The sequence below is a fragment of the Lysinibacillus sp. UBA6686 genome, assembly GCF_002455205.1.
Classification (GTDB): domain Bacteria; phylum Bacillota; class Bacilli; order Bacillales_A; family Planococcaceae; genus Lysinibacillus; species Lysinibacillus pakistanensis.
Map to the genome: position 1 here is coordinate 15,055 of NZ_DKJS01000032.1, position 18,548 is coordinate 33,602.

17 protein-coding genes are annotated in these 18,548 nt (G+C 36.5%); 11 read left to right on the forward strand and 6 right to left on the reverse strand.

Features of this window, described 5'->3' with window-relative positions; translation table 11 throughout:
* Positions 1-4 precede the first annotated feature (4 nt).
* Positions 5-1,783, forward strand: coding sequence for a DNA helicase RecQ (gene recQ, locus B2R82_RS08020; protein ID WP_286924367.1), 1,779 nt, complete (start codon positions 5-7; stop codon positions 1,781-1,783).
* 128 nt (positions 1,784-1,911) lie between these two features.
* Here recQ and msrA read toward each other — a convergent pair whose 3' ends face one another.
* Positions 1,912-2,433, reverse strand: a complete 522-nt coding sequence (msrA, locus tag B2R82_RS08025; protein WP_286924368.1) for a peptide-methionine (S)-S-oxide reductase MsrA — start codon at positions 2,431-2,433, stop codon at positions 1,912-1,914.
* A gap of 174 nt (positions 2,434-2,607) precedes the next feature.
* Here msrA and B2R82_RS08030 point away from each other — a divergent pair, with 174 nt between their 5' ends.
* Positions 2,608-3,558: an LCP family protein gene (locus B2R82_RS08030; RefSeq protein ID WP_286924369.1), complete on the forward strand. Its 951-nt coding sequence runs from the start codon at positions 2,608-2,610 to the stop codon at positions 3,556-3,558.
* 64 nt (positions 3,559-3,622) lie between these two features.
* Positions 3,623-4,822, forward strand: a complete 1,200-nt coding sequence (locus B2R82_RS08035) for an AI-2E family transporter (protein ID WP_286924370.1) — start codon at positions 3,623-3,625, stop codon at positions 4,820-4,822.
* A 79-nt stretch (positions 4,823-4,901) separates the two neighbouring features.
* Here B2R82_RS08035 and B2R82_RS08040 read toward each other — a convergent pair whose 3' ends face one another.
* A complete protein-coding gene (locus B2R82_RS08040) occupies positions 4,902-6,077 on the reverse strand; it encodes an aminotransferase class I/II-fold pyridoxal phosphate-dependent enzyme (protein ID WP_286924371.1) in 1,176 nt (391 codons plus the stop codon).
* Between the two features lie 224 nt (positions 6,078-6,301).
* On the opposite strand from B2R82_RS08040, the gene B2R82_RS08045 reads away from it, so the two are divergent.
* Positions 6,302-7,117: a hypothetical protein gene (locus B2R82_RS08045; protein WP_286924372.1), complete on the forward strand. Its 816-nt coding sequence runs from the start codon at positions 6,302-6,304 to the stop codon at positions 7,115-7,117.
* Between the two features lie 47 nt (positions 7,118-7,164).
* Here the strand turns inward: B2R82_RS08045 and B2R82_RS08050 are convergent, their stop codons facing one another.
* Entirely contained in the window at positions 7,165-7,959 is a 795-nt protein-coding gene (locus tag B2R82_RS08050) for an enoyl-CoA hydratase/isomerase family protein (protein WP_286924373.1), read from the reverse strand.
* A 331-nt stretch (positions 7,960-8,290) separates the two neighbouring features.
* On the opposite strand from B2R82_RS08050, the gene B2R82_RS08055 reads away from it, so the two are divergent.
* Entirely contained in the window at positions 8,291-9,166 is an 876-nt protein-coding gene (locus B2R82_RS08055) for a tyrosine-type recombinase/integrase (RefSeq protein WP_286924374.1), read from the forward strand.
* A 477-nt stretch (positions 9,167-9,643) separates the two neighbouring features.
* On the opposite strand, the gene B2R82_RS08060 is transcribed toward B2R82_RS08055, so the two are convergent.
* From B2R82_RS08060 to B2R82_RS08070, 3 genes are all read right to left on the reverse strand, one after another.
* Positions 9,644-10,498: a transglutaminase family protein gene (locus tag B2R82_RS08060; RefSeq protein ID WP_286924375.1), complete on the reverse strand. Its 855-nt coding sequence runs from the start codon at positions 10,496-10,498 to the stop codon at positions 9,644-9,646.
* 61 nt (positions 10,499-10,559) lie between these two features.
* Positions 10,560-11,525: an alpha-E domain-containing protein gene (locus tag B2R82_RS08065; RefSeq protein ID WP_286924376.1), complete on the reverse strand. Its 966-nt coding sequence runs from the start codon at positions 11,523-11,525 to the stop codon at positions 10,560-10,562.
* Positions 11,479-12,969 carry a circularly permuted type 2 ATP-grasp protein gene (locus B2R82_RS08070; protein WP_286924377.1) on the reverse strand — a complete coding sequence of 497 codons (1,491 nt, stop codon included), beginning with the start codon at positions 12,967-12,969 and terminating at the stop codon, positions 11,479-11,481. Before B2R82_RS08070 ends, B2R82_RS08065 begins: the two co-directional genes overlap by 47 nt.
* A 75-nt stretch (positions 12,970-13,044) precedes the next feature.
* Between B2R82_RS08070 and B2R82_RS08075 the strand changes: the two genes are divergently transcribed.
* The 6 genes from B2R82_RS08075 (at position 13,045) to B2R82_RS08100 (ending at position 18,240) form a co-directional block, all read left to right on the forward strand.
* Entirely contained in the window at positions 13,045-13,458 is a 414-nt protein-coding gene (locus B2R82_RS08075; protein ID WP_286924378.1) for a hypothetical protein, read from the forward strand.
* Positions 13,459-13,779: 321 nt separating this feature from the next.
* Positions 13,780-14,742, forward strand: coding sequence for a tyrosine recombinase XerC (locus tag B2R82_RS08080; protein ID WP_286924379.1), 963 nt, complete (start codon positions 13,780-13,782; stop codon positions 14,740-14,742).
* 110 nt (positions 14,743-14,852) lie between these two features.
* Positions 14,853-15,374 (forward strand): DinB family protein, encoded by a 522-nt coding sequence (locus tag B2R82_RS08085; protein WP_286924380.1) that lies wholly within the window; start codon positions 14,853-14,855, stop codon positions 15,372-15,374.
* A gap of 162 nt (positions 15,375-15,536) precedes the next feature.
* On the forward strand, positions 15,537-15,686 hold the full coding sequence (locus B2R82_RS08090) for a transcriptional regulator (RefSeq protein ID WP_283868035.1): 150 nt from the start codon (positions 15,537-15,539) through the stop codon (positions 15,684-15,686).
* A 269-nt stretch (positions 15,687-15,955) separates the two neighbouring features.
* Complete coding sequence (locus B2R82_RS08095; protein ID WP_054771784.1) at positions 15,956-16,126, forward strand: hypothetical protein; 171 nt, start codon at positions 15,956-15,958, stop codon at positions 16,124-16,126.
* Between the two features lie 392 nt (positions 16,127-16,518).
* Positions 16,519-18,240 carry a putative bifunctional diguanylate cyclase/phosphodiesterase gene (locus B2R82_RS08100; RefSeq protein WP_286924381.1) on the forward strand — a complete coding sequence of 574 codons (1,722 nt, stop codon included), beginning with the start codon at positions 16,519-16,521 and terminating at the stop codon, positions 18,238-18,240.
* Positions 18,241-18,548: the final 308 nt, after the last annotated feature.

The window sequence follows — 18,548 nt, forward strand, 5'->3', positions numbered from 1 at the left end:
TTGGATGGAGCAAGCAAGACAAATGCTACAACATCATTTTGGCTATGATTCATTCCGTAATGGACAGGCACAAATTATTCAGCAAACATTACAAGGACAATCCAGTCTTTGTGTAATGCCAACAGGAGGGGGCAAATCAATTTGCTATCAAATTCCAGCTCTTATGCTGGAGGGCTTAACGCTTGTGATATCCCCTCTTATCTCTCTGATGCAAGATCAGGTGGAAGCATTACGTGCGGCAAATATTCCAGCAGCTTATATTAACAGTACCCTATCTGTACAAGAAGTGAATGAAACAATGCAGCTTGCAAGTGCAGGTTATTTAAAGCTGCTTTATATTGCACCAGAGAGATTGGAAAGTGCTGCATTTTTACAGGCACTCTCTTATTTGTCAGTACCGCTATTAGCTGTAGACGAAGCCCACTGTATTTCTCAATGGGGACATGATTTTAGACCAAGTTATCGAGCGATCCAAAAATTATTTACATTGTGGCCACAAAAGCCAACAGTCTTAGCCCTTACAGCAACAGCAACACCAGCTGTATGTGAGGATATTAGACAGTTATTAGAGATTGACGAGCGATCAGCGGTAATTACAGGGTTTGCACGAGATAACCTAGCCTTTTCAGTTTTGATCGGTGAAAACAAAGAACGTTATATTAAAAATTACCTCACAAAGAACAAGCAGGAAGCGGGCATTATTTATGCTGCCACACGAAAGGCTGTGGATGCAATTTATGATGTCTTAAGTCGTTCTGGAGAATCTGTTGCAAAGTACCATGCTGGCCTAGTAGAGGAGATGCGCATGTTAGAGCAGGAACGTTTTTTAAAAGATGAGGCGCGTATTATGGTGGCGACTAACGCTTTTGGCATGGGGATAGACAAGAGTAATGTACGTTTCGTTATTCACTATCAAATGCCACGCAATATGGAAAGCTATTATCAGGAAGCAGGGCGTGCAGGACGCGATGGTTTACCAAGTGCCTGCATTTTTCTGTATGCATCAGGGGATGTTCAAACACAGCGCTTCTTAATTGAACAGACACAGGATGAATCCCGAATTACCCAGGAACTAGTAAAGCTACAAACGATGGTGGATTACTGTCATACAGAGGGATGTTTACAAAATGCAATTCTCCTCTATTTTGGTGATAAGGCAGGAGAGCCATGTGGTCGTTGCGGTAATTGTAATGATGGGCGAGAGATCAAGGATGTAACGGAAGATGCGCAAAAGGTGCTAGCCTGTGTCGTACGGATGGGGCAAAAATTTGGCAAGACAATGGTGGCTCAGGTGCTAATTGGCTCCAAAAATCAAAAGATGACGGAATTTGGCTTTGCACGGTTGTCAACTTATGGCATTTTAAAAGGGCAGTACTCTTCCAAAGATGTCTCTAGTTTTATTGAATTTTTAATCGCGGAAGGATTACTAGCCGTTAAGCACGGTACGTATCCAACGATCTTTGTATCAGAGGAAGGCAAGGCGGTTTTACTTGGCAATCGCAAGGTTATGCGAAAAGAAGCTGTTATTGTCCGTAAGCTGGCAGACAATGATCCGCTGTTTGAGCATTTAAGAGCATTGCGAAAACAGATTGCAGATGAGGAACAAGTACCACCATTTGTGGTATTCTCTGATAAAACATTACGAGAATTATGCGAGCAAAAGCCAATGGAGCTTGAAGGCTTACGACGTGTGAGTGGAATTGGCGAAGTAAAATTTGAAAAATACGGCAAAAGATTCTTCGAGGCACTCCAATCGTTTTTGAAGGAAGCATCCAATATTTAGTTTGAATCGCGTGACTAGGGCTTGTTGCTCAAAACAAAAAAGCGTGAGAAATCATAACCTTGATTTCTCACGCTTTTCTGACATTATATTTTGTAACAGTCTCTTTTGATTCTATCCCCGGAAAGATACTATTTTTTCCAATGCTCTGAAATAAATTGATCTCTACCCGAAATTGCTCGGTCCTTTTGATAATGCTCAGGCTCTTTTTCATAATAATCCTGATGATAATCTTCTGCAGGATAAAAGTGTTGAGCATCGCGAATTGTGGTTACAATAGGCTTATCAAAGCGTCCACTTTTTGCTAATTTCTCTTTGGATGCTTCGGCGATCTGTTTTTGTTCTTCGGAATAGGTAAAAATTGCGGTTGTATAGGATTCACCACGGTCATGAAATTGGCCATAAGCATCTGTAGGATCAATTTGCATCCAGTAGATATCTAGAAGCTGCTCATAGCTAAAGATGCTAGGGTCAAATTCAATTTCTACTACCTCTAAATGGCCAGAAGTGCCTTTTTTAACATCCTCATAAGTAGGATTTTCTAAATGGCCACCCATATAACCTGAAGTAACCTTATGTATGCCATCCCATTCAATAAATGGCTTGACCATACACCAAAAACAACCGCCAGCAAATGTAGCTTTTTCTATCATAGTTGATCATCCTTTCTAACGTGAAAATATTATAGCATTATTTTGCTCTCTACTGACACTTTCGGTGTAAAATAACGAGTAGATGGATAATTGTAGGAGACACAATATTTTAATGAAACTTTCCTTATGGTGAATCGTTACATTAACTATATTACAATAGAGGAGTTATGCAATATGGAAGAGCAAGAGTATACAAGACGCTCACAACGTCCCAAAAAACGTCGATTGCGTAAAGGAAGGGCATTATTTTCATTGCTATTGCTATGTATCATCGTCCTAGTTGGTTATTCTGTGATGCAATATCGAAGCGGACTTGAGCTAGCAAATGACACAAAAGTCGCGCAAGAGGATTTTAGCGGTGATACAGTTAAAGGAGATATTGAGAATTATTTATTATTAGGCATTGATAGTCGTGGGGAGGAAAAATCACGTACGGATACAATGATGGTTTTGTCCTGGGATAAAAAAACAAATAATGTTAAGCTAGTATCATTAATGAGGGATATATATGCAGATATTCCCGGCTACCAATCATATAAGCTCAATACAGCTTATTATTTAGGTGGTGTGCAATTATTAAAGGAAACAATTAGCAATATGTTTGGTCTTCCCATTCATCATTATGCTATTATAGATTTTAAAAATTTTGAATCACTAGTAGATATTTTAGCGCCAAAGGGGGTTGAAATAGATGTTGAAAAAGATATGTCTGAAAAGATAGGTGTTGCCTTAAAGCAGGGTGTTCATAACCTAAACGGGAAAGAATTACTTGGCTATGCTCGCTTCCGACACGATGCAGAGGGTGATTTTGGCCGTGTGGCACGTCAGCAAAAGGTCATTGAAGCCTTAAAGAATGAAGTGTTAGCACCTCAAAATATTTTGAACTTACCAAAGTTTGTTGGAGCAGCACAAGGGTATGTCACAACGGATTATTCCTCCTCTGGGGAAATTCAGCAGGTACTAAAAATGGTGTCAAAAGGGAAGGTCAAAATTGAAAAGGCCACTATCCCAATTGAAGGAAGCTATCAATTCAAGACCTTTAGTCATGCAGGGGATTCGATCGTTATTGATGTTGAGAAAAATAAAGCCTTTTTAAGTGATTTTTTGGGTATGAAGCTGGAGTGATGGTTCGCATAAGTCAACATTATCCTGTAATATAAAGGTAAAGCATTTGGATTGGGGTGGGTATATGGAAAAAGAAAGACCAAAAGAGCGGTCTAATTTGTTTTCGACTAAGTTCATCCGCTTTTTAGGTGGGAAAAACTTATTTTTTACACTCATTACTTTGTTATTGCTGGCATGTGTTATTTTCATGTTCCAAAAGGTTTCTTTTATATTTACCCCGCTAAAAGTATTATTTGAGGTAGTAATTTTACCTGGGGTACTTGCCATCATCGCCTATTATTTATTGCGTCCATTATTAGGCATTCTAGAAAATTGGCGTATCCCAAGAGTCTGGGGTATTTTGATTTTATACATCGCTGTCATCGGTTTCATTACATTACTAGTAGTTCTTGTTTATCCGTTTCTTCGAGATCAGTTTACAAATTTAGCGCAGGAGTTTCCAGGGTATTTTATGGCACTGACGCAAAATATAGTTGAGTACTTAACACATTCTCGCTTCAATGAGTATTTAGATAAAATAAACTTTAACTATGACGAGGTTGTTAAGAATGTCACAACCGATTTAATTGAAACGGTGAAAGATACAGCGACGAACTTAGCGCAGGGTGTTGCATCTGGTATTACTGGCTTCCTTTCAACTTTAACGGGCATTATTCTGTCATTAGTAACGGTGCCATTTATTTTATTTTATTTACTTAAAGATGGTGAAAAGTTACCGAAATTTATGTTAAACATTTGTCCACCTCGAATGCGTAAAGAGGTGCATGAAATTTTTCACGATATGGACAAGCAAATTAGCTCTTACATACAGGGTCAAATTTTAGTGTCGATGTGCATTGGTGCCATGGTAACAATTGGTTTTTTAATTATTGGCATGAAATATGCCTTATTACTAGGGTTCCTAGCAATGATTACAAGTGTCGTTCCATATTTGGGGCCTGTCATTGCGATTACACCTGCTGTTATTATCGCCCTAGTAACATCACCGTTTATGTTGATAAAGCTCGCAATTGTTTGGACAGTGGTACAGCTTATTGAAGGGAAATTTATTTCACCACAAATAATGGGGAAATCGCTTAGCATCCATCCAATCACCATTATTTTTGTATTATTAACGGCTGGTTCCTTATTTGGTGTACCAGGTGTTATTTTAGGAATTCCGGGATACGCTATCTTTAAAGTGCTTGTAACCCATTTATTTAAACTATTTAAACAGCGATATAATCGGTATGAAGACGAGGAACATCAGCAATATGAAGTATGAGAAAAAACAGTTACTGCGTAAAAGCAGTAACTGTTTTTTATGAAGTTTATTGTGGTAGGTATAAACCTAATACCAAGACTTAAGATTGTGCTGTTAATTGTACTTGCGCTAATTGATTGACCGCTTCCTGTAGCACTTCTTTTGGCTGTACCAATGCTAAACGTAAATAGCCTTGTCCAGCTGAGCCAAATACCATACCCGGAACTGTCACAACGCCAACTTGCTCAATTAGCTTAAAGGCTAATTCTGTACAATCAATATCATATGGATATTTCGCCCATACAAACATCCCTCCATCTGAAGGAGCTGCATCCCATCCGATTGTTCGTAGGCCATTCATTAATGTTTTATGACGTTCAGAAAATGTTGCTCGAAGGCTTGCTGTAATTTCCTCTGCATTATCAAGCGCAACAACGGCTGCATCTTGAATAGGCTCAAATATGCCAAAATCTAAATTTGATTTTAATTGCTTTAAAATGGCAATCATCTCATCGTTTCCTGCGATATAAGCGATACGTGTACCTGCAAGGCTAAAGCTTTTGGATAATGAGTTAATTTCCATCCCAACTTCTTTGGCACCAGGAGCGGCAAGGAAGCTAATCGGGCCATCACCTGTAAAGTAAAACTCGGAATAGGCCGCATCATGGAGGACGATAATGTTATATTTTTTAGCAAAAGCAACGACTTTTTCGAAATAGGCTAAAGATGGCATTGCAGGGACAGGGTTGCCTGGTAAATTTAAAATCAATAGCTTTGCTTTTTGAGCAATTTCTTCTGGAACCGCATCTAAATCTGGTAAATAGTCGTTGTCAGCTGTTTGAGGCATATAATAGGGTGTCGCACCTGCAAGATGAATTCCTGCATCGTAGGCAACATACGCAGGGTTTGTCGATAACACGATGTCACCTGGGTCACAAAAAGCGATTGGTAAATGCACTAACCCTTCTTGAGAGCCAATTGTTTGAATAATTTCAGAAGCGGGATTTAACTCTATATTGCTACGACGTTTATAATAGCGGCTTACTGCATCGTAAAAGCGTTGCGTACCCGTTAATGTATAGCCATAGGACTCTGCTAAGCCTGCTCTATAGGACAAATGCTCACGAATTTTTGCATGTGGGGGAAGGTCAGGACTTCCTAAGCTTAAGTCAATCATCTTCATGCCTTTTTCTTGCTGAAGCTTGGCATGGTTTTTTAAATCTCCAAAGATTGCTGGTGTGAATAATGACATTTTTTTAGACGGTACAATTTTCAAACTAGTACACTCCTTATAGTTGTATAACAGAATAGTAGTTCACATTTTATCATACTAAAGCACATAAAGGGAAAGTTATTCTGAAAAAAGAATATTTTTCTGAAAAGGAGAAGATGTTTGCGTAGATTAGCGTAGCTATTTTAGGGAATGCTGGAAATATAAAAAATGACGGAAAATTGGAAACATTTCTGCTATCATAAAAACAGGAAAGGGAGATGAACAGTATGGAAGTGCATTCTTTAAGTGGACCAAGTGGGACAGGGAAAAGTACAAGTGCCCTTGTCTTCGCGCATAAAATTGGAGTAGAGGCTATTATTGATGATGGTCTACTAATTGTTAACGGTGTGAAAGTAGCAGGTCTCTCCGCAAAATTTGAAAAAAATACCATAACAGCCGTTCGCCGTGCTATTTTTACAGATGATGCTCATCGTGAGGAAGTAAAAAAAGCACTTGATACATATAAGGTACAGTCTATTTTATTGATAGGTACGTCTGATAAAATGACAAAAACAATAGCTCGTCAGCTAGAGCTCAAGGCAATCGAAAACTATTATTATGTGGAAGATGTGCGATCTCAAAAGGAGATTGACAAAGCACGCTTTATCCGTCAAACCCAAGGTAAACATGTCATGCCTATACCGTATCGCCAAGTAGAGCAAAACTTTTTTAAACGCTTAGTTCAAAGAGGAATGGAAATTTTTTCGTCAAAGCGTGAAAAAATAGGGGAGACAACGATTGTTCGTCCTGATTTCCAACAGGAATATATAGAAATTGGTAAGCATGTCTATGTGCAGCTATTGACATATTGCTGTGCCCAGCATGATATTGTTCACAAGGTTGAGCAAGTGCAATTAACATTAGGGGAGCATGCGTTTACCACGATTACATTACAGCTTAAGGTACCAATCAATTATTCATTACCTGATCAATTGTATGCATTACAAAAGAATGTGCAATCCGATTTTATTCAGCATTTTGGTTACGAGCTAGATGCCATTCATCTTCACATAAAATTAGCCATATTAAAGAGAAAAACATAAAAAACAGGTCCTCTACTCGCATTTAAGCGTACAGAGGACCTATTTTTTTATTTTGATTGGCGTGTAAATTGAGGTTGACGTTTTTCGACGAATGCACGACAGCCCTCTGAAAAATCATTTCCGACAAATGGTGTAGAGCCTTTCCATAACGCTGGCACACTGTCCACGCATTCTTGAACAGATTGTTTAACGGCTAATAGTGATTCGGGGGACATTCCTGCCACAAGCTTACCCATACGAATCATGTATTTATTAATATCTTTTGCAGCAACTAAATAATTTAGCATACCAAGCTTAAACGCTTCCTCGGCTTTAAACATACGGCCTGTAAAAACTAGATCCTTCGTTGTAGAAGGCCCAACAAGTTGTACTAAGCGTTGTGCAAATTTGTTATTTAAAGTAATCCCTAATTTGCCAACAGGAATTCCAAGTTTCGCTTTTTCTGAGCCGATGCGAATATCGCAGGCTAAGGCAAGTTCTAAGCCTGCCCCCATTGCAGGTCCATTGATAACGCCAATTGTTGGAATGGGTAAACGCTCAATCGTAGAGATTGTTTTTTCCATATGTACAAAGGCTTCCTCGGCTTTTTCGAGAGAAATGGCATTAAATTCTTTAATATCGGAGCCAGCCGTAAAATTTTCACCAGACCCCCGTAAAATTAATACTTTGTTTTTAGGATTGTCTAAAACTTGTAAGGCTATCTTAGCTAATTGATCCCACATATTTGCGGTTAGTGCATTCTTCGCCTGTGGACGATGAATTGTAATGATCGCTAGTCCTGCTGTTTCCTGATAAATAATTTTTGCTTCTTCTGCCTCTAATCGAGTTGTTTTCACTTGCATACTCGAAACGCCCCCTACATTAGTTCATACGTTTATTATATAACACAAACGGTAATAAACACTAAATAATACGAATTTTCATGTAAATTTGCTTTGTGTTACAAGAATAAAGGCATTTTAAAGAAATTGTACTACAACAGAAGAAAGGGGAGTTGCTATTGTAGGAAAATAAAAAAATAAAAGATACTACTATACTAGTTTGAGAAGTGGTATTTTGTATGATTATTACAGATTATCCGACATTATCATTTATTAAAATAAATATAACCTACGCACCCATAATATAGTAAAATAAAATAAAAACACGCACAGTTAATAGGGGGGGAGATTCTTGGTCACATTAGAGCAGGCATGGAATAGCTATTTATTACTCTTACATTCTTTAAAGAAAAGTGCTGCTACCAAAAAACAGTACAATTTAGATGGGAAGCAATTTTTAGCGTTTGCCCATGAGAAAAACTACTTGGATGTGAATCATCAGTTCAAAGAATTGTTATTTATATATAGTAATTACTTAAAGGAAACGTACGTAAATATCAACACATTTAATCATAAAATGGCTACATTACGAGGCTTTGTTGATTTCGTTTTTTTACGAGAGTGGGTGGAACCATTTGATTATGAGGTCATTTTACAGCCAAAAAAGAGACAAAAAGAGGCATTGAAATTACTGACAACGAAGCAATTGATGAACATTACGAATGTCTGGCCAACTTATTTTCAATATGCGAAAACTCAAGAGCATGCTTGGCTGGCTAGACGTAATGGCTGTATTGTGCAAATGCTGCTGGAAACAGGTTGTAAGCCAGCAGAGCTTGTACGTATGAAATGGACGCATATGCACACGGATTCAACGTTCATCTATATTGCTAACCACAATGGGCGTCGAGAAATTAAACTTTCTCCAATTTTAGTGGACATGTTGAAACACTATAAAGGTGCGACAGAGGAGATGCATCAGCAAGAAGCAGGGGAATGGATGTGGGTCAGTGAGGCTAGCCATTCAAAATCAATTTCAACAAAGACAGTAGAGCGAATTTTTCAGGCTATTTCTAAGGATATTGGCATGAATGTCAGAGCAACAGATTTACGTTATACCGTTATGCAGAAGGCGTTTCAGAGTGAAAAAACAATTGAACATATTCAGCAAACAATGGGTTATGTCAGAAAATGGGTGCTAACAGAAAGACAAGGGCGTTTTAAATAACTTTCTAACAAGAGAACCAGAAAAGAACAAAGGTGACAGTCCCCTTGATGAGTAATTGTAAAAAGTTTTATAAGGAATGATTTATTATGAATATTCTTATTAGTGCCCTAATAATTATTGTTTATATCCGGCTTATGTATTTTATTTTTGGGATTTTAATGAAATTCATGAAGCGAAAAAGTTCTGACTTTATTGTCCAAATTTCTCCAGGTTGGATTTTAATATTGTTCTCAAGTTGTTGTATAGTACTATTTTCCTCACCATATTTCACCTATCAATTTGTTTTTAAATTTATTATGTTTACCTCTATAGGAGTTTGTTCCGTTTCATTTTTCCTATTGTTTGTGATAAAAAATATAAGCTTAGATAAATATAACACTATAATTTTAAAATTGAAAAATAATAGGAATATAAGATAAATTTTATATAAAAACTCAAAAAGTCGGTTTCCTACTGTACAGGAATCCGACTTTTTTGTTATAAATGATTTAACGCTTTGACATTCACTTTAACGGTTAAATGATGTTTCCCACCTGTATAAACTCCCTCAACAGGACTTATATCGGAGTAATCACGACCAATACATAAAATAATATGGTTTTCTAAAACTTCCACATTGTTTGTTGGATCTAAACCAATCCAACCGATCCCAGGTATCATTACTTCCACCCAGGCATGTGTCGCAATATCACCGACTAAAGCTGAGTGTTCATCAACGTATAGATAGCCACTTACATAACGAGCTGGAATTCCTTTCGCTCTTAGCACCGCGAGCATGACATGGGTGAAGTCCTGACATACACCACGTTTAAGCACAAAGGCTTCATTTGCAGTTGTTGTCACATCCGTTGCACTAGGGTCATACTCAAATGTTGAATATAGATACTGCATTAAATTAAGTGAAAAAAGGACTGGATTTTCAGCGTGACCAATGGCATGATACACTTCCTCTAATTGATTTTCTGTCATATACGTAAAATGGGTAAATTTTAAATAGGGCAGATAGTGTTCATAAAATAGCTGAGAATGAAATATCGTTTGCATCTCTGGTGAATATTGAATACGATGAATAAACGGCGCACGCTGAATACTCACGATAGAAGTAGTTTGAATTTCCAATTCCTGATGCTGCTCAGGAATATAGAAAGTTCCAACTGTATTCCCCCAAATATCGGTATGCTCACGTGTTAAGGATGAAGGGGTAATAGCAATTCGATAGGATAATAAGCGCTGACGCTCATCGCTTCTTGGCTTTAAGCGGATTGTATTTAAGCTTTGGTCAACTTCAGACTCATATTGAAACTTATTAGTATGTTGAATTTCAAATTTCATTGTGTCCGCTTCCTTCTGTTTACTGACTTGCTTGTTGAAAGGGAGCTGTATTTGATTCCCTTCAAGGTTGTATGCTGGGTTCATATAAATAATAAACTGTCGCGAATGTTTGACTAAATTCAATACATTGGCGCAATCTTTCCTCCATTAATAAAATAATATCCTCTAAAGTAAAATTCCATAAATCCATATTCGTCATGGCGAAGATTGAGCTTTTCAAAGGGGAGTGTAACTCTAAAAACCTTTCTGAAAGAGAGTCCTTTTCTATATGGATAAACGCTTCCTCTAATTTTTGTAGACAAAACATGAAAGATCGAGGGAAATGCTTATCCTGCAATAAATATTGAATAACACAGAGTAAATTTGTTTGATGATGTTTGCGTAAATAAGATTCTGTTGCCTCTGATAATTCAAGTAGAAAGGCACCATCCACTTCATTCATGGGTATCGCAACGTGTTTATGTTGCTCCAATACGATTAATATCATGCGAATCGTTTTTTCTGCCCGTTCCATCCATTTCCCAACTTGCATAAAGTAAAAAGGTAAATCGCGATCCATGGACCCCTCAATTAATCCAGTAACTGTTAAAGAAGTCTTACGAACATTTTGCAAAAAAGAATTCAGCACAATAATCGGAATAGGCTTTTGCCTTCCCATTATTTCCTCTTTAAGAGACAAATAAAATGCATTTTGCAATTCCCACAGTTCCGTAGGGATACTATCACGGGTCACACGTGCATTTTCTCGAATAGCACTCACAGTTGTCAAAAGGGCATTACAATTCTTTTTCGAAAAAAGTAAATATTCTATAAGAGGATTCACTCGAATTTTTTCAAAACAGGACAAATACTCTTCCTTTGAGGCACAAATATTTAATATAGCTTCCCAATGATCAATATACTCATGCTCTTTCCCAGATTGCTCCAACATATTTAACAGCTGTCCCTGTAATATATGTGCGTTTGTTTGCGTACGTTCACTATATCTTGCCATCCAGTAAAGTGCGTCGGCTACTCGGCTTAGCATGCTGCCACTCCTCCTTTAATATCCATGTATCTTTTGCGCCACCACCCTGTGACGAATTCACCACTAGTGAGCCTTCCTTTAGTGCTACACGCGATAAACCACCAGGTAACACATTAATATCCTCACCCTTCATCACATATACACGCAAATCTACATGGCAAGGATAAAACCGACTATTTTGAAAGGCTGGAGCCCTAGACAATTTAATGGTTGGCTGTGCAATATATTGAGATGGTTTTTCATTAATTTTTTGTTTAAATCTTGCAATTTCATCCTCACTTGCATGTGGCCCAATTAGCATATCGTAGCCACCAGAAGCGCTGACATTTTTGATTACTAGCTCTTTCATATGCGCTAGAACCCAAGTCCGCTGGCTGTCATCACTTAGATGATAGGTCGTGACATTTTGTAAAATTGGCTCTTCTTTTAAATAGTAGCGAATCATATCAGGTACATAGGCATACATCGCCTTATCATCAGCAACCCCATTCCCAATAGCATTTAAAATTGCAATATTCCCAGCTTTATAAGCTGCCATTATATGTGGAACACCAAGTAGTGAATCCTCCCGAAAAACAATGGGATCTAAAAAATCATCATCAATTCGACGATAAATTATATCAATCTGCTCTAGACCATAGATTGTTTTTTTATACACTTTTTCATTTTGAACAACTAAATCACGACCCTCTACAAGCTGAATATTGAGTTGCTGTGCTAAAAAAACATGATCGTAATAAGCTGAATTGAACATCCCTGCTGTCAATAAAACTGCCCTAGGCTCAGCATCAGGTGGCAAACATCGTGGTCGATGAGCGAGAAGAGCCTTTTTCATGAAGGCCATTTGTTTATCGAGAGACTGAATGGTATGCTTTGAGAAAAATTCAGGATACACTTCCTTCATCACATAACGGTTTTGAAAAACATAGGATATACCGGATGGATTACGTAAATTATCTTCAAGCACTAAATAAGTGCCATGCTCATCTCGAATTAAATCGATTCCAGCTAAGAAAATATGATTATTGATCGGAACCTTTACTCCAAGCATTTGGTAATAATAATAAGGATTATTCTCTATGAGCTGCCTTGGAATTAATCCATCATTAATAATAGTCTGTTTATCATAGATGTCTTGTAAAAAGCAATTTAGGGCCTGCACACGTTGCTTAACACCTGCTTCAATCATTTCCCATTGCTTAAAAGGAATGATAATGGGTACAAAATCAAAGGGCATTGTACGCTCCGTCCCTCCTTGAGCTCCATAAACGGTAAAGGTAATTCCTTGTCTTAGAAAACTAGATTGGGCTTGCTGATATTTCTCGTCTAACTGCGCCTTCGAAAAAGCATTCAGCTTCTGATAAAAGGACCGATAATGAGGCTTCGGCTGTTTGCCATCTAACATTTCATCAAAAAATAAACCAGATTCATATAAATTCATCATATGGATCGCCTCCGAATTTAAGTAGTAAAGAAAAAATGTTAAACTAATAGCGAATACATAAAAGGAGCAGGTAAAATGACAATTATTAATTTAATGCAAGCATATGAGCTAGATAAGCTTTCAAAATTAGATATTACAGATGAGGAAATTGTACAAACATTGCACACGGGGGATGTGTCGATTTGGAAAGAAAGGGTACCTAATTACGAATTTTTAGAAACATTAGCACTTTTCCAAGAAGGGGAACAATTGTTCTTAGATGCCTTACATGGTAACTATCGTATAAAATATGTAACATTGCCAGGCATTCAACGTTTACTTCATCTTCGTTTTCAATTAGAAGAAGGGAAGGACTATCAATTATTAGAAGCAGGCATTCAGAATCTAACTTGTCATGAAGAAACCATCACCAAGCTTCAGCGAATGCTTTCAACAAACTGGACATTGTCAAAGCATGTAGATGAAACATACAGCATATTTATGAAGTAGATATAATCCAAATAATCCCATTCGCGTTATGAGACGAATCGACATGTATTATACCCCATCTTGTCTTTTTTTAAATCGTCTCATAGCAATTAAGTATACTAGATTTAAATATTCATTCTTCTAACGCTTTATGCATAAAACGGGGAATTTTCAAAAAATAAAGATGATTTTCTTTCTAGAGAGAATCGTCTTTTTTTAACGTTTTAAAATAGAACAAATGTTCTGTGCAATAAAAAAGGGCATTTTTTTCATTATAAAGTTCCCAAATTTATATTTGGGAACGTTTTTTCATGGTAAAATAGAGCATATTGGAGGGATTTGATGCAAAAGACCAAGCTGCCGAAATTTATGAAGGACTTCCTTGTTTATTTAACAACTATTAGAGGAAAGTCTCAGCGTACAAGAAAAGAATATGAATATGATCTGGCACTCTTTTTCCGATTTCATTTAGCTGTCCAACAGGATTTAGATATAGGCAATATCACCTCTATCGATATTTCTACTATTACAATAGAAGAAATACGTGACATCACACTGGAAGATCTCTACTTATTTATGGAATATTGTGAGGTGCAGCGAGGTAATTCTGCATCTGCGAGAGCAAGAAAGGTTGCTACTTTAAAATCATTTTTTAAATATTTAAAAGGAAAGCGACGTCTTATCGAAGAAAATCCAGCCGATGAATTAGAAACACCAAAGATTGGGCGAAAACGACCAATTTATATGAATATAGAGGAAGCTAGACAATTTATCGACGGCATTCAATCTAATCATGCCTCACCCAGAAATTATTGCATGATGATGTTTTTCTTGAATTTAGGAATTCGAGTATCAGAGCTTTGTCAGTTAAATAAATCATCCATACAAGGTCGATATTTAACTGTTGTAGGTAAAGGAAATAAAGAACGGACAGTTTATTTAAATGATAGCTGTATGCAGGCACTCACAGACTATGAAGCTTGTGGAAAGACAGCCTATAAAGGAGAGGGAGAAGAGCCCCTATTTGTTTCTCAAAAGGGAACACGCTTTACTCGGCAAACCGTAGCTAAAATAGTGAAACAGATTAATCATCAATCAGGACTTCAAAAAGAAAGATTGACACCGCATAAACTCCGACATACCTCTGCTACCATGATGTATAAAGCAGGGGCAGATATCCGTAGCCTTCAGCATATACTGGGGCACTCAAGTGTGGCGACAACGCAAATTTATACGCATATTGAAGATGAACAACTTCAACAGGTGCTCGAAAATAACCCATTTAATATTGTCCACAATAAATAAAATACTATATCTTACAAATTTAAAGGAATTCTACGATGTTAAAGAGAATATGTCATAATAGAACATATGCTGAATAGAGTTCAATAAACACAAAGTAAGGGGAGAAGCCTTTGAATTCATTTATTACAAATCAGCTAATGGAAACTAGGAATAGTTTATTGGCTGAAATCGAGCTGTTAACTAATACTCAGTTCAATGGGAAGCACGAAGCAAGCAGTTGGAGTATAGCGCAAGTTTGCCATCATTTAGTTTTAGTGGAGGAATCCACTATTAAAGCGATTGCATGGGGATTAAAGCAAGTAGATGCTCAAAAAACAAAACGAAAAAATGTTCAACAAATTGCCGACAGATCTAATAAAATTATAGCGCCGAAAATTGTTGAACCGGCTGAAGATCTATTTACTGTTCAGCAAATAATGGATTTATTGAATGCTTCAAGAAAAAAATTAATTACCTTTCTTGATACAATCGAGGATAAATCCATATTAGCTGAGAAATCCGTGAAGCATCCAGCACTTGGTGAATTGCCTCTTGATCAATGGATTGAACAAATATATTTACATGAACAGCGACATATTGAACAAATAAAAGAGATCAAAGGTGCATTAGAGTCAACCTCTAACACTTTATAGAACATCCAATATCTCCATTTGAAGATGGAGATATTGGTTTTTTATTGTCGTCCATTATATTTATTTTATAAGCAAATACTTGACGACTAAAGAAAACTGTTATATATTAAATAAAAATAAAAACAACTGTTATAAAACAGTTTGATTAGAGGAGGAATTCTTATGTCAAAGTATCGTGATGGCTATGAATTTTATTGTGAAATGTGTGAACGTTATGGATTAGAACCAATTTCTTTTCGTTATTATGTCCTACAGTTATCTCAACAGCAACTTTCTGCTTATAACATGCAAGCCAAACAATTAGGCGTTTAAGGATGTGATTATTACGGAAGCCGATGTGAATATTTTATGAAAAGCCCAGCCATACTAATTGATATGGACTGGGCTTTTAAATAAATCAATTATGCCTCGGCATAATAGTATCCAGAATGGGCTTGACTTCTACTAAAAGAAGTTAAAAGAAATATCAGACAACTTATTGACTTGAGAATTCATCTGTTATATATTATTTAACAAATAATGTTTCTGTTATAGAACAATTATTATTATTTAAGCTACACATTTGAAAGGAAGTTATTAGGATGACAGATTATCGAGAAGGCTATGAATTTTATCGACAAGTATGTGAGAAACACGGACTTGAACCAATCAATTTTCATTATTACATTTTAAATTTATCGCAGGAGCAATTAGATGCATACAATGAACAAGCAAAAGCATTGGGAGGCCGAATAGAATATGAAATCTCTTAGCGCATGAAATGCCTTACTGCCTGTATGTGACAGTAAGGCATTTTTGAATGTACCCTAAAAGAAGAATTTATTTAAGTATCGTAAAAATTACATCAAAATCATATATTCTAAAGATAAAAAGCCTAAAGATAACATTTTAGATAGTACTATAGAATTACATATCTTTAAAATAAGAGAAATAATGTATGTTTAATGCACCTAAATTTTGTCGATTTCCTTGAAATTTATCAAATCCAGATTTGAATGTTTTTGATATTTGGGTTGAATTAACTGCTTTTCTAGGACTATAATATAATTACATAAAAAAGGGCACTATACCACAACTTTATACCTCGAAGTAAGATAAAGCAAAAGTACCAAACCCTTCTTATTTTAATGAACGGAGAATGAAAATGATGAATATCACGCCTAGTAGTATCAATCAAGTTAACTACAGTTTGAAAGAATTACAAGATATTTTTTCAGCCATGAATAGTTCAATCATTGTTGCCATTACAGACAGAACTGGAAAAATCACTTTTGTTAATGATCATTTTTGCAAAATATCAAAATATACGCGTGAAGAATTATTAGGTCAGGATCACCGTTTGCTTAATTCGGGCTTCCATCCAAAATCTTTCTTCAGAGAAATGTGGAAAACAATTGGTAAGGGGAATATGTGGAATGGCGAGGTATGTAATCGCGCAAAGGATGGCAGCCTGTATTGGGTAAAAACAACAATTATTCCGTTCCTGGATGATAACGGAAAGCCATATCAATATATTGCTATACGAGTTGATATTACTGCTCAGAAGGATATAAAAAAAATTACTCACATTGCTTATCACGATGAATTAACAGGACTACCAAACCGTCGTAAATTAGAACAACGTTTAGAAAATGAATTCCATCAATCCCGACGTACAGAAGAAAAGTTTGCGTTGTTTTTCATTGATGTTAATCGTTTTAAAAACATTAACGATGAACTTGGTCATATTATCGGGGATATGTTTTTAGTAGAGATGGCGAATCGCCTACGCAATATTGATCATACATCTAATTCTTTCTACCGACACAATAGTGATGAATTTGTGATGATTCTTAACGATGTAAGCCGTATTGAGGAGATGGCCAAGGAAATCATTGGTGTATTTAATGATAGCTTTATTGTCGATACGTATGAGTTCTATGCAAGTATTAGTATTGGCATTAGTATTTTCCCAGATCACGCAAGTTCCATTGAAGAGCTATTAAAAAATGCTGATATTGCTATGTATGCAGCAAAATCTACACGCGGCAATCAATATCGCTTATACCGTCCAAATATGGAAGAGGCAAATGATAAATGGCTATTACTCGAAACAAAATTACATCAAGCATTAAAAAAAGATATTTTAGAGCTACATTATCAACCAAAAATTGATTTAAAAACAGATAAAGTGATTGGAATGGAGGCGTTACTTCGCTGGTATGATCCTGAATTAGGTCAAATGCCACCTGACCGCTTTATTCCTTTTGCAGAGGAATGTGGACTTATTAATGATATCGGTGTTTGGGTGTTACGAAAAGCATCTGCGCAAGCACGTGCTTGGAACGAAAACTACCATTTAAACTTACGAGTGGCTGTTAATATCTCTCCTATCCATATTAGTACAACAGGCTTTGTTGACATGGTTCGAGACGTTATTGCAGAAACAGGAATAAATCCTCATTTATTAGAAATTGAAATTACAGAAATGAGCATGTTGGATTACACAGAGGACTTAATTGATACAATTAAGCAATTAAGAGCTCTAGGAATAACGATTTCTTTAGATGATTTCGGAACGGGCTATTCATCGTTAAATTACTTAAAGAAATTCCCTGTAGATGTTTTAAAAATAGATCGTGCATTTGTTCGTGATATTGTCCCAGAAAAGTCAGGAATCGCCATGATTTCCGCGATGATTTCTTTAGCACATGCATTAAACCTTGAGGTAGTAGCAGAGGGCGTAGAGGAAGAAGCCGAGTTAAAAGTGCTTCGTGAGCAGGGCTGTGAGTACGTACAGGGCTATTATTTTAGTAAACCACTATCGGTAGAAGACTTTACAAAACTGATTGATGATAGTGTATCAGTGGATAAATCCGACTTTTAAATTGAAAGTTAACTCAAAATGATTGATATTTTTTAACTGTTTTGCTAAAGTTATTGAAAATATAGAAATTGATGATGTGGCCAAGTAAGAAAGAATTGTGAACCAGAAAATATAGCAGCTGCTGAGAGCTATATCACCGCTTCTTATCTGAAAACCTACCACGGAGATGTTATGCAAACATAACCGGATCGTTTTCGTTACCAAACGTTAGAGGGTTTTAAGTTTACCGCTTAAAACTAAATTAAAGGTGGTACCACGTCAATCTAGCACAAAGACGTCCTTATTCAGAGGATGCTTTTGTGCTTTTT

Excerpts from the sequence above, each read along its gene's own strand:
- recQ (WP_286924367.1), top strand. The coding sequence starts at position 5 with ATGGAGCAAGCAAGACAAATGCTACAACATCATTTTGGCTATGATTCA.
- msrA (WP_286924368.1), bottom strand. The coding sequence starts at position 2,433 with ATGATAGAAAAAGCTACATTTGCTGGCGGTTGTTTTTGGTGTATGGTC.
- B2R82_RS08030 (WP_286924369.1), top strand. The coding sequence starts at position 2,608 with ATGGAAGAGCAAGAGTATACAAGACGCTCACAACGTCCCAAAAAACGT.
- B2R82_RS08035 (WP_286924370.1), top strand. The coding sequence starts at position 3,623 with ATGGAAAAAGAAAGACCAAAAGAGCGGTCTAATTTGTTTTCGACTAAG.
- B2R82_RS08045 (WP_286924372.1), top strand. The coding sequence starts at position 6,302 with ATGGAAGTGCATTCTTTAAGTGGACCAAGTGGGACAGGGAAAAGTACA.
- B2R82_RS08050 (WP_286924373.1), bottom strand. The coding sequence starts at position 7,959 with ATGCAAGTGAAAACAACTCGATTAGAGGCAGAAGAAGCAAAAATTATT.
- B2R82_RS08060 (WP_286924375.1), bottom strand. The coding sequence starts at position 10,498 with ATGAAATTTGAAATTCAACATACTAATAAGTTTCAATATGAGTCTGAA.
- B2R82_RS08065 (WP_286924376.1), bottom strand. The coding sequence starts at position 11,525 with ATGCTAAGCCGAGTAGCCGACGCACTTTACTGGATGGCAAGATATAGT.
- B2R82_RS08070 (WP_286924377.1), bottom strand. The coding sequence starts at position 12,969 with ATGATGAATTTATATGAATCTGGTTTATTTTTTGATGAAATGTTAGAT.
- B2R82_RS08075 (WP_286924378.1), top strand. The coding sequence starts at position 13,045 with ATGACAATTATTAATTTAATGCAAGCATATGAGCTAGATAAGCTTTCA.
- B2R82_RS08080 (WP_286924379.1), top strand. The coding sequence starts at position 13,780 with ATGCAAAAGACCAAGCTGCCGAAATTTATGAAGGACTTCCTTGTTTAT.
- B2R82_RS08090 (WP_283868035.1), top strand. The coding sequence starts at position 15,537 with ATGTCAAAGTATCGTGATGGCTATGAATTTTATTGTGAAATGTGTGAA.
- B2R82_RS08095 (WP_054771784.1), top strand. The coding sequence starts at position 15,956 with ATGACAGATTATCGAGAAGGCTATGAATTTTATCGACAAGTATGTGAG.
- B2R82_RS08100 (WP_286924381.1), top strand. The coding sequence starts at position 16,519 with ATGATGAATATCACGCCTAGTAGTATCAATCAAGTTAACTACAGTTTG.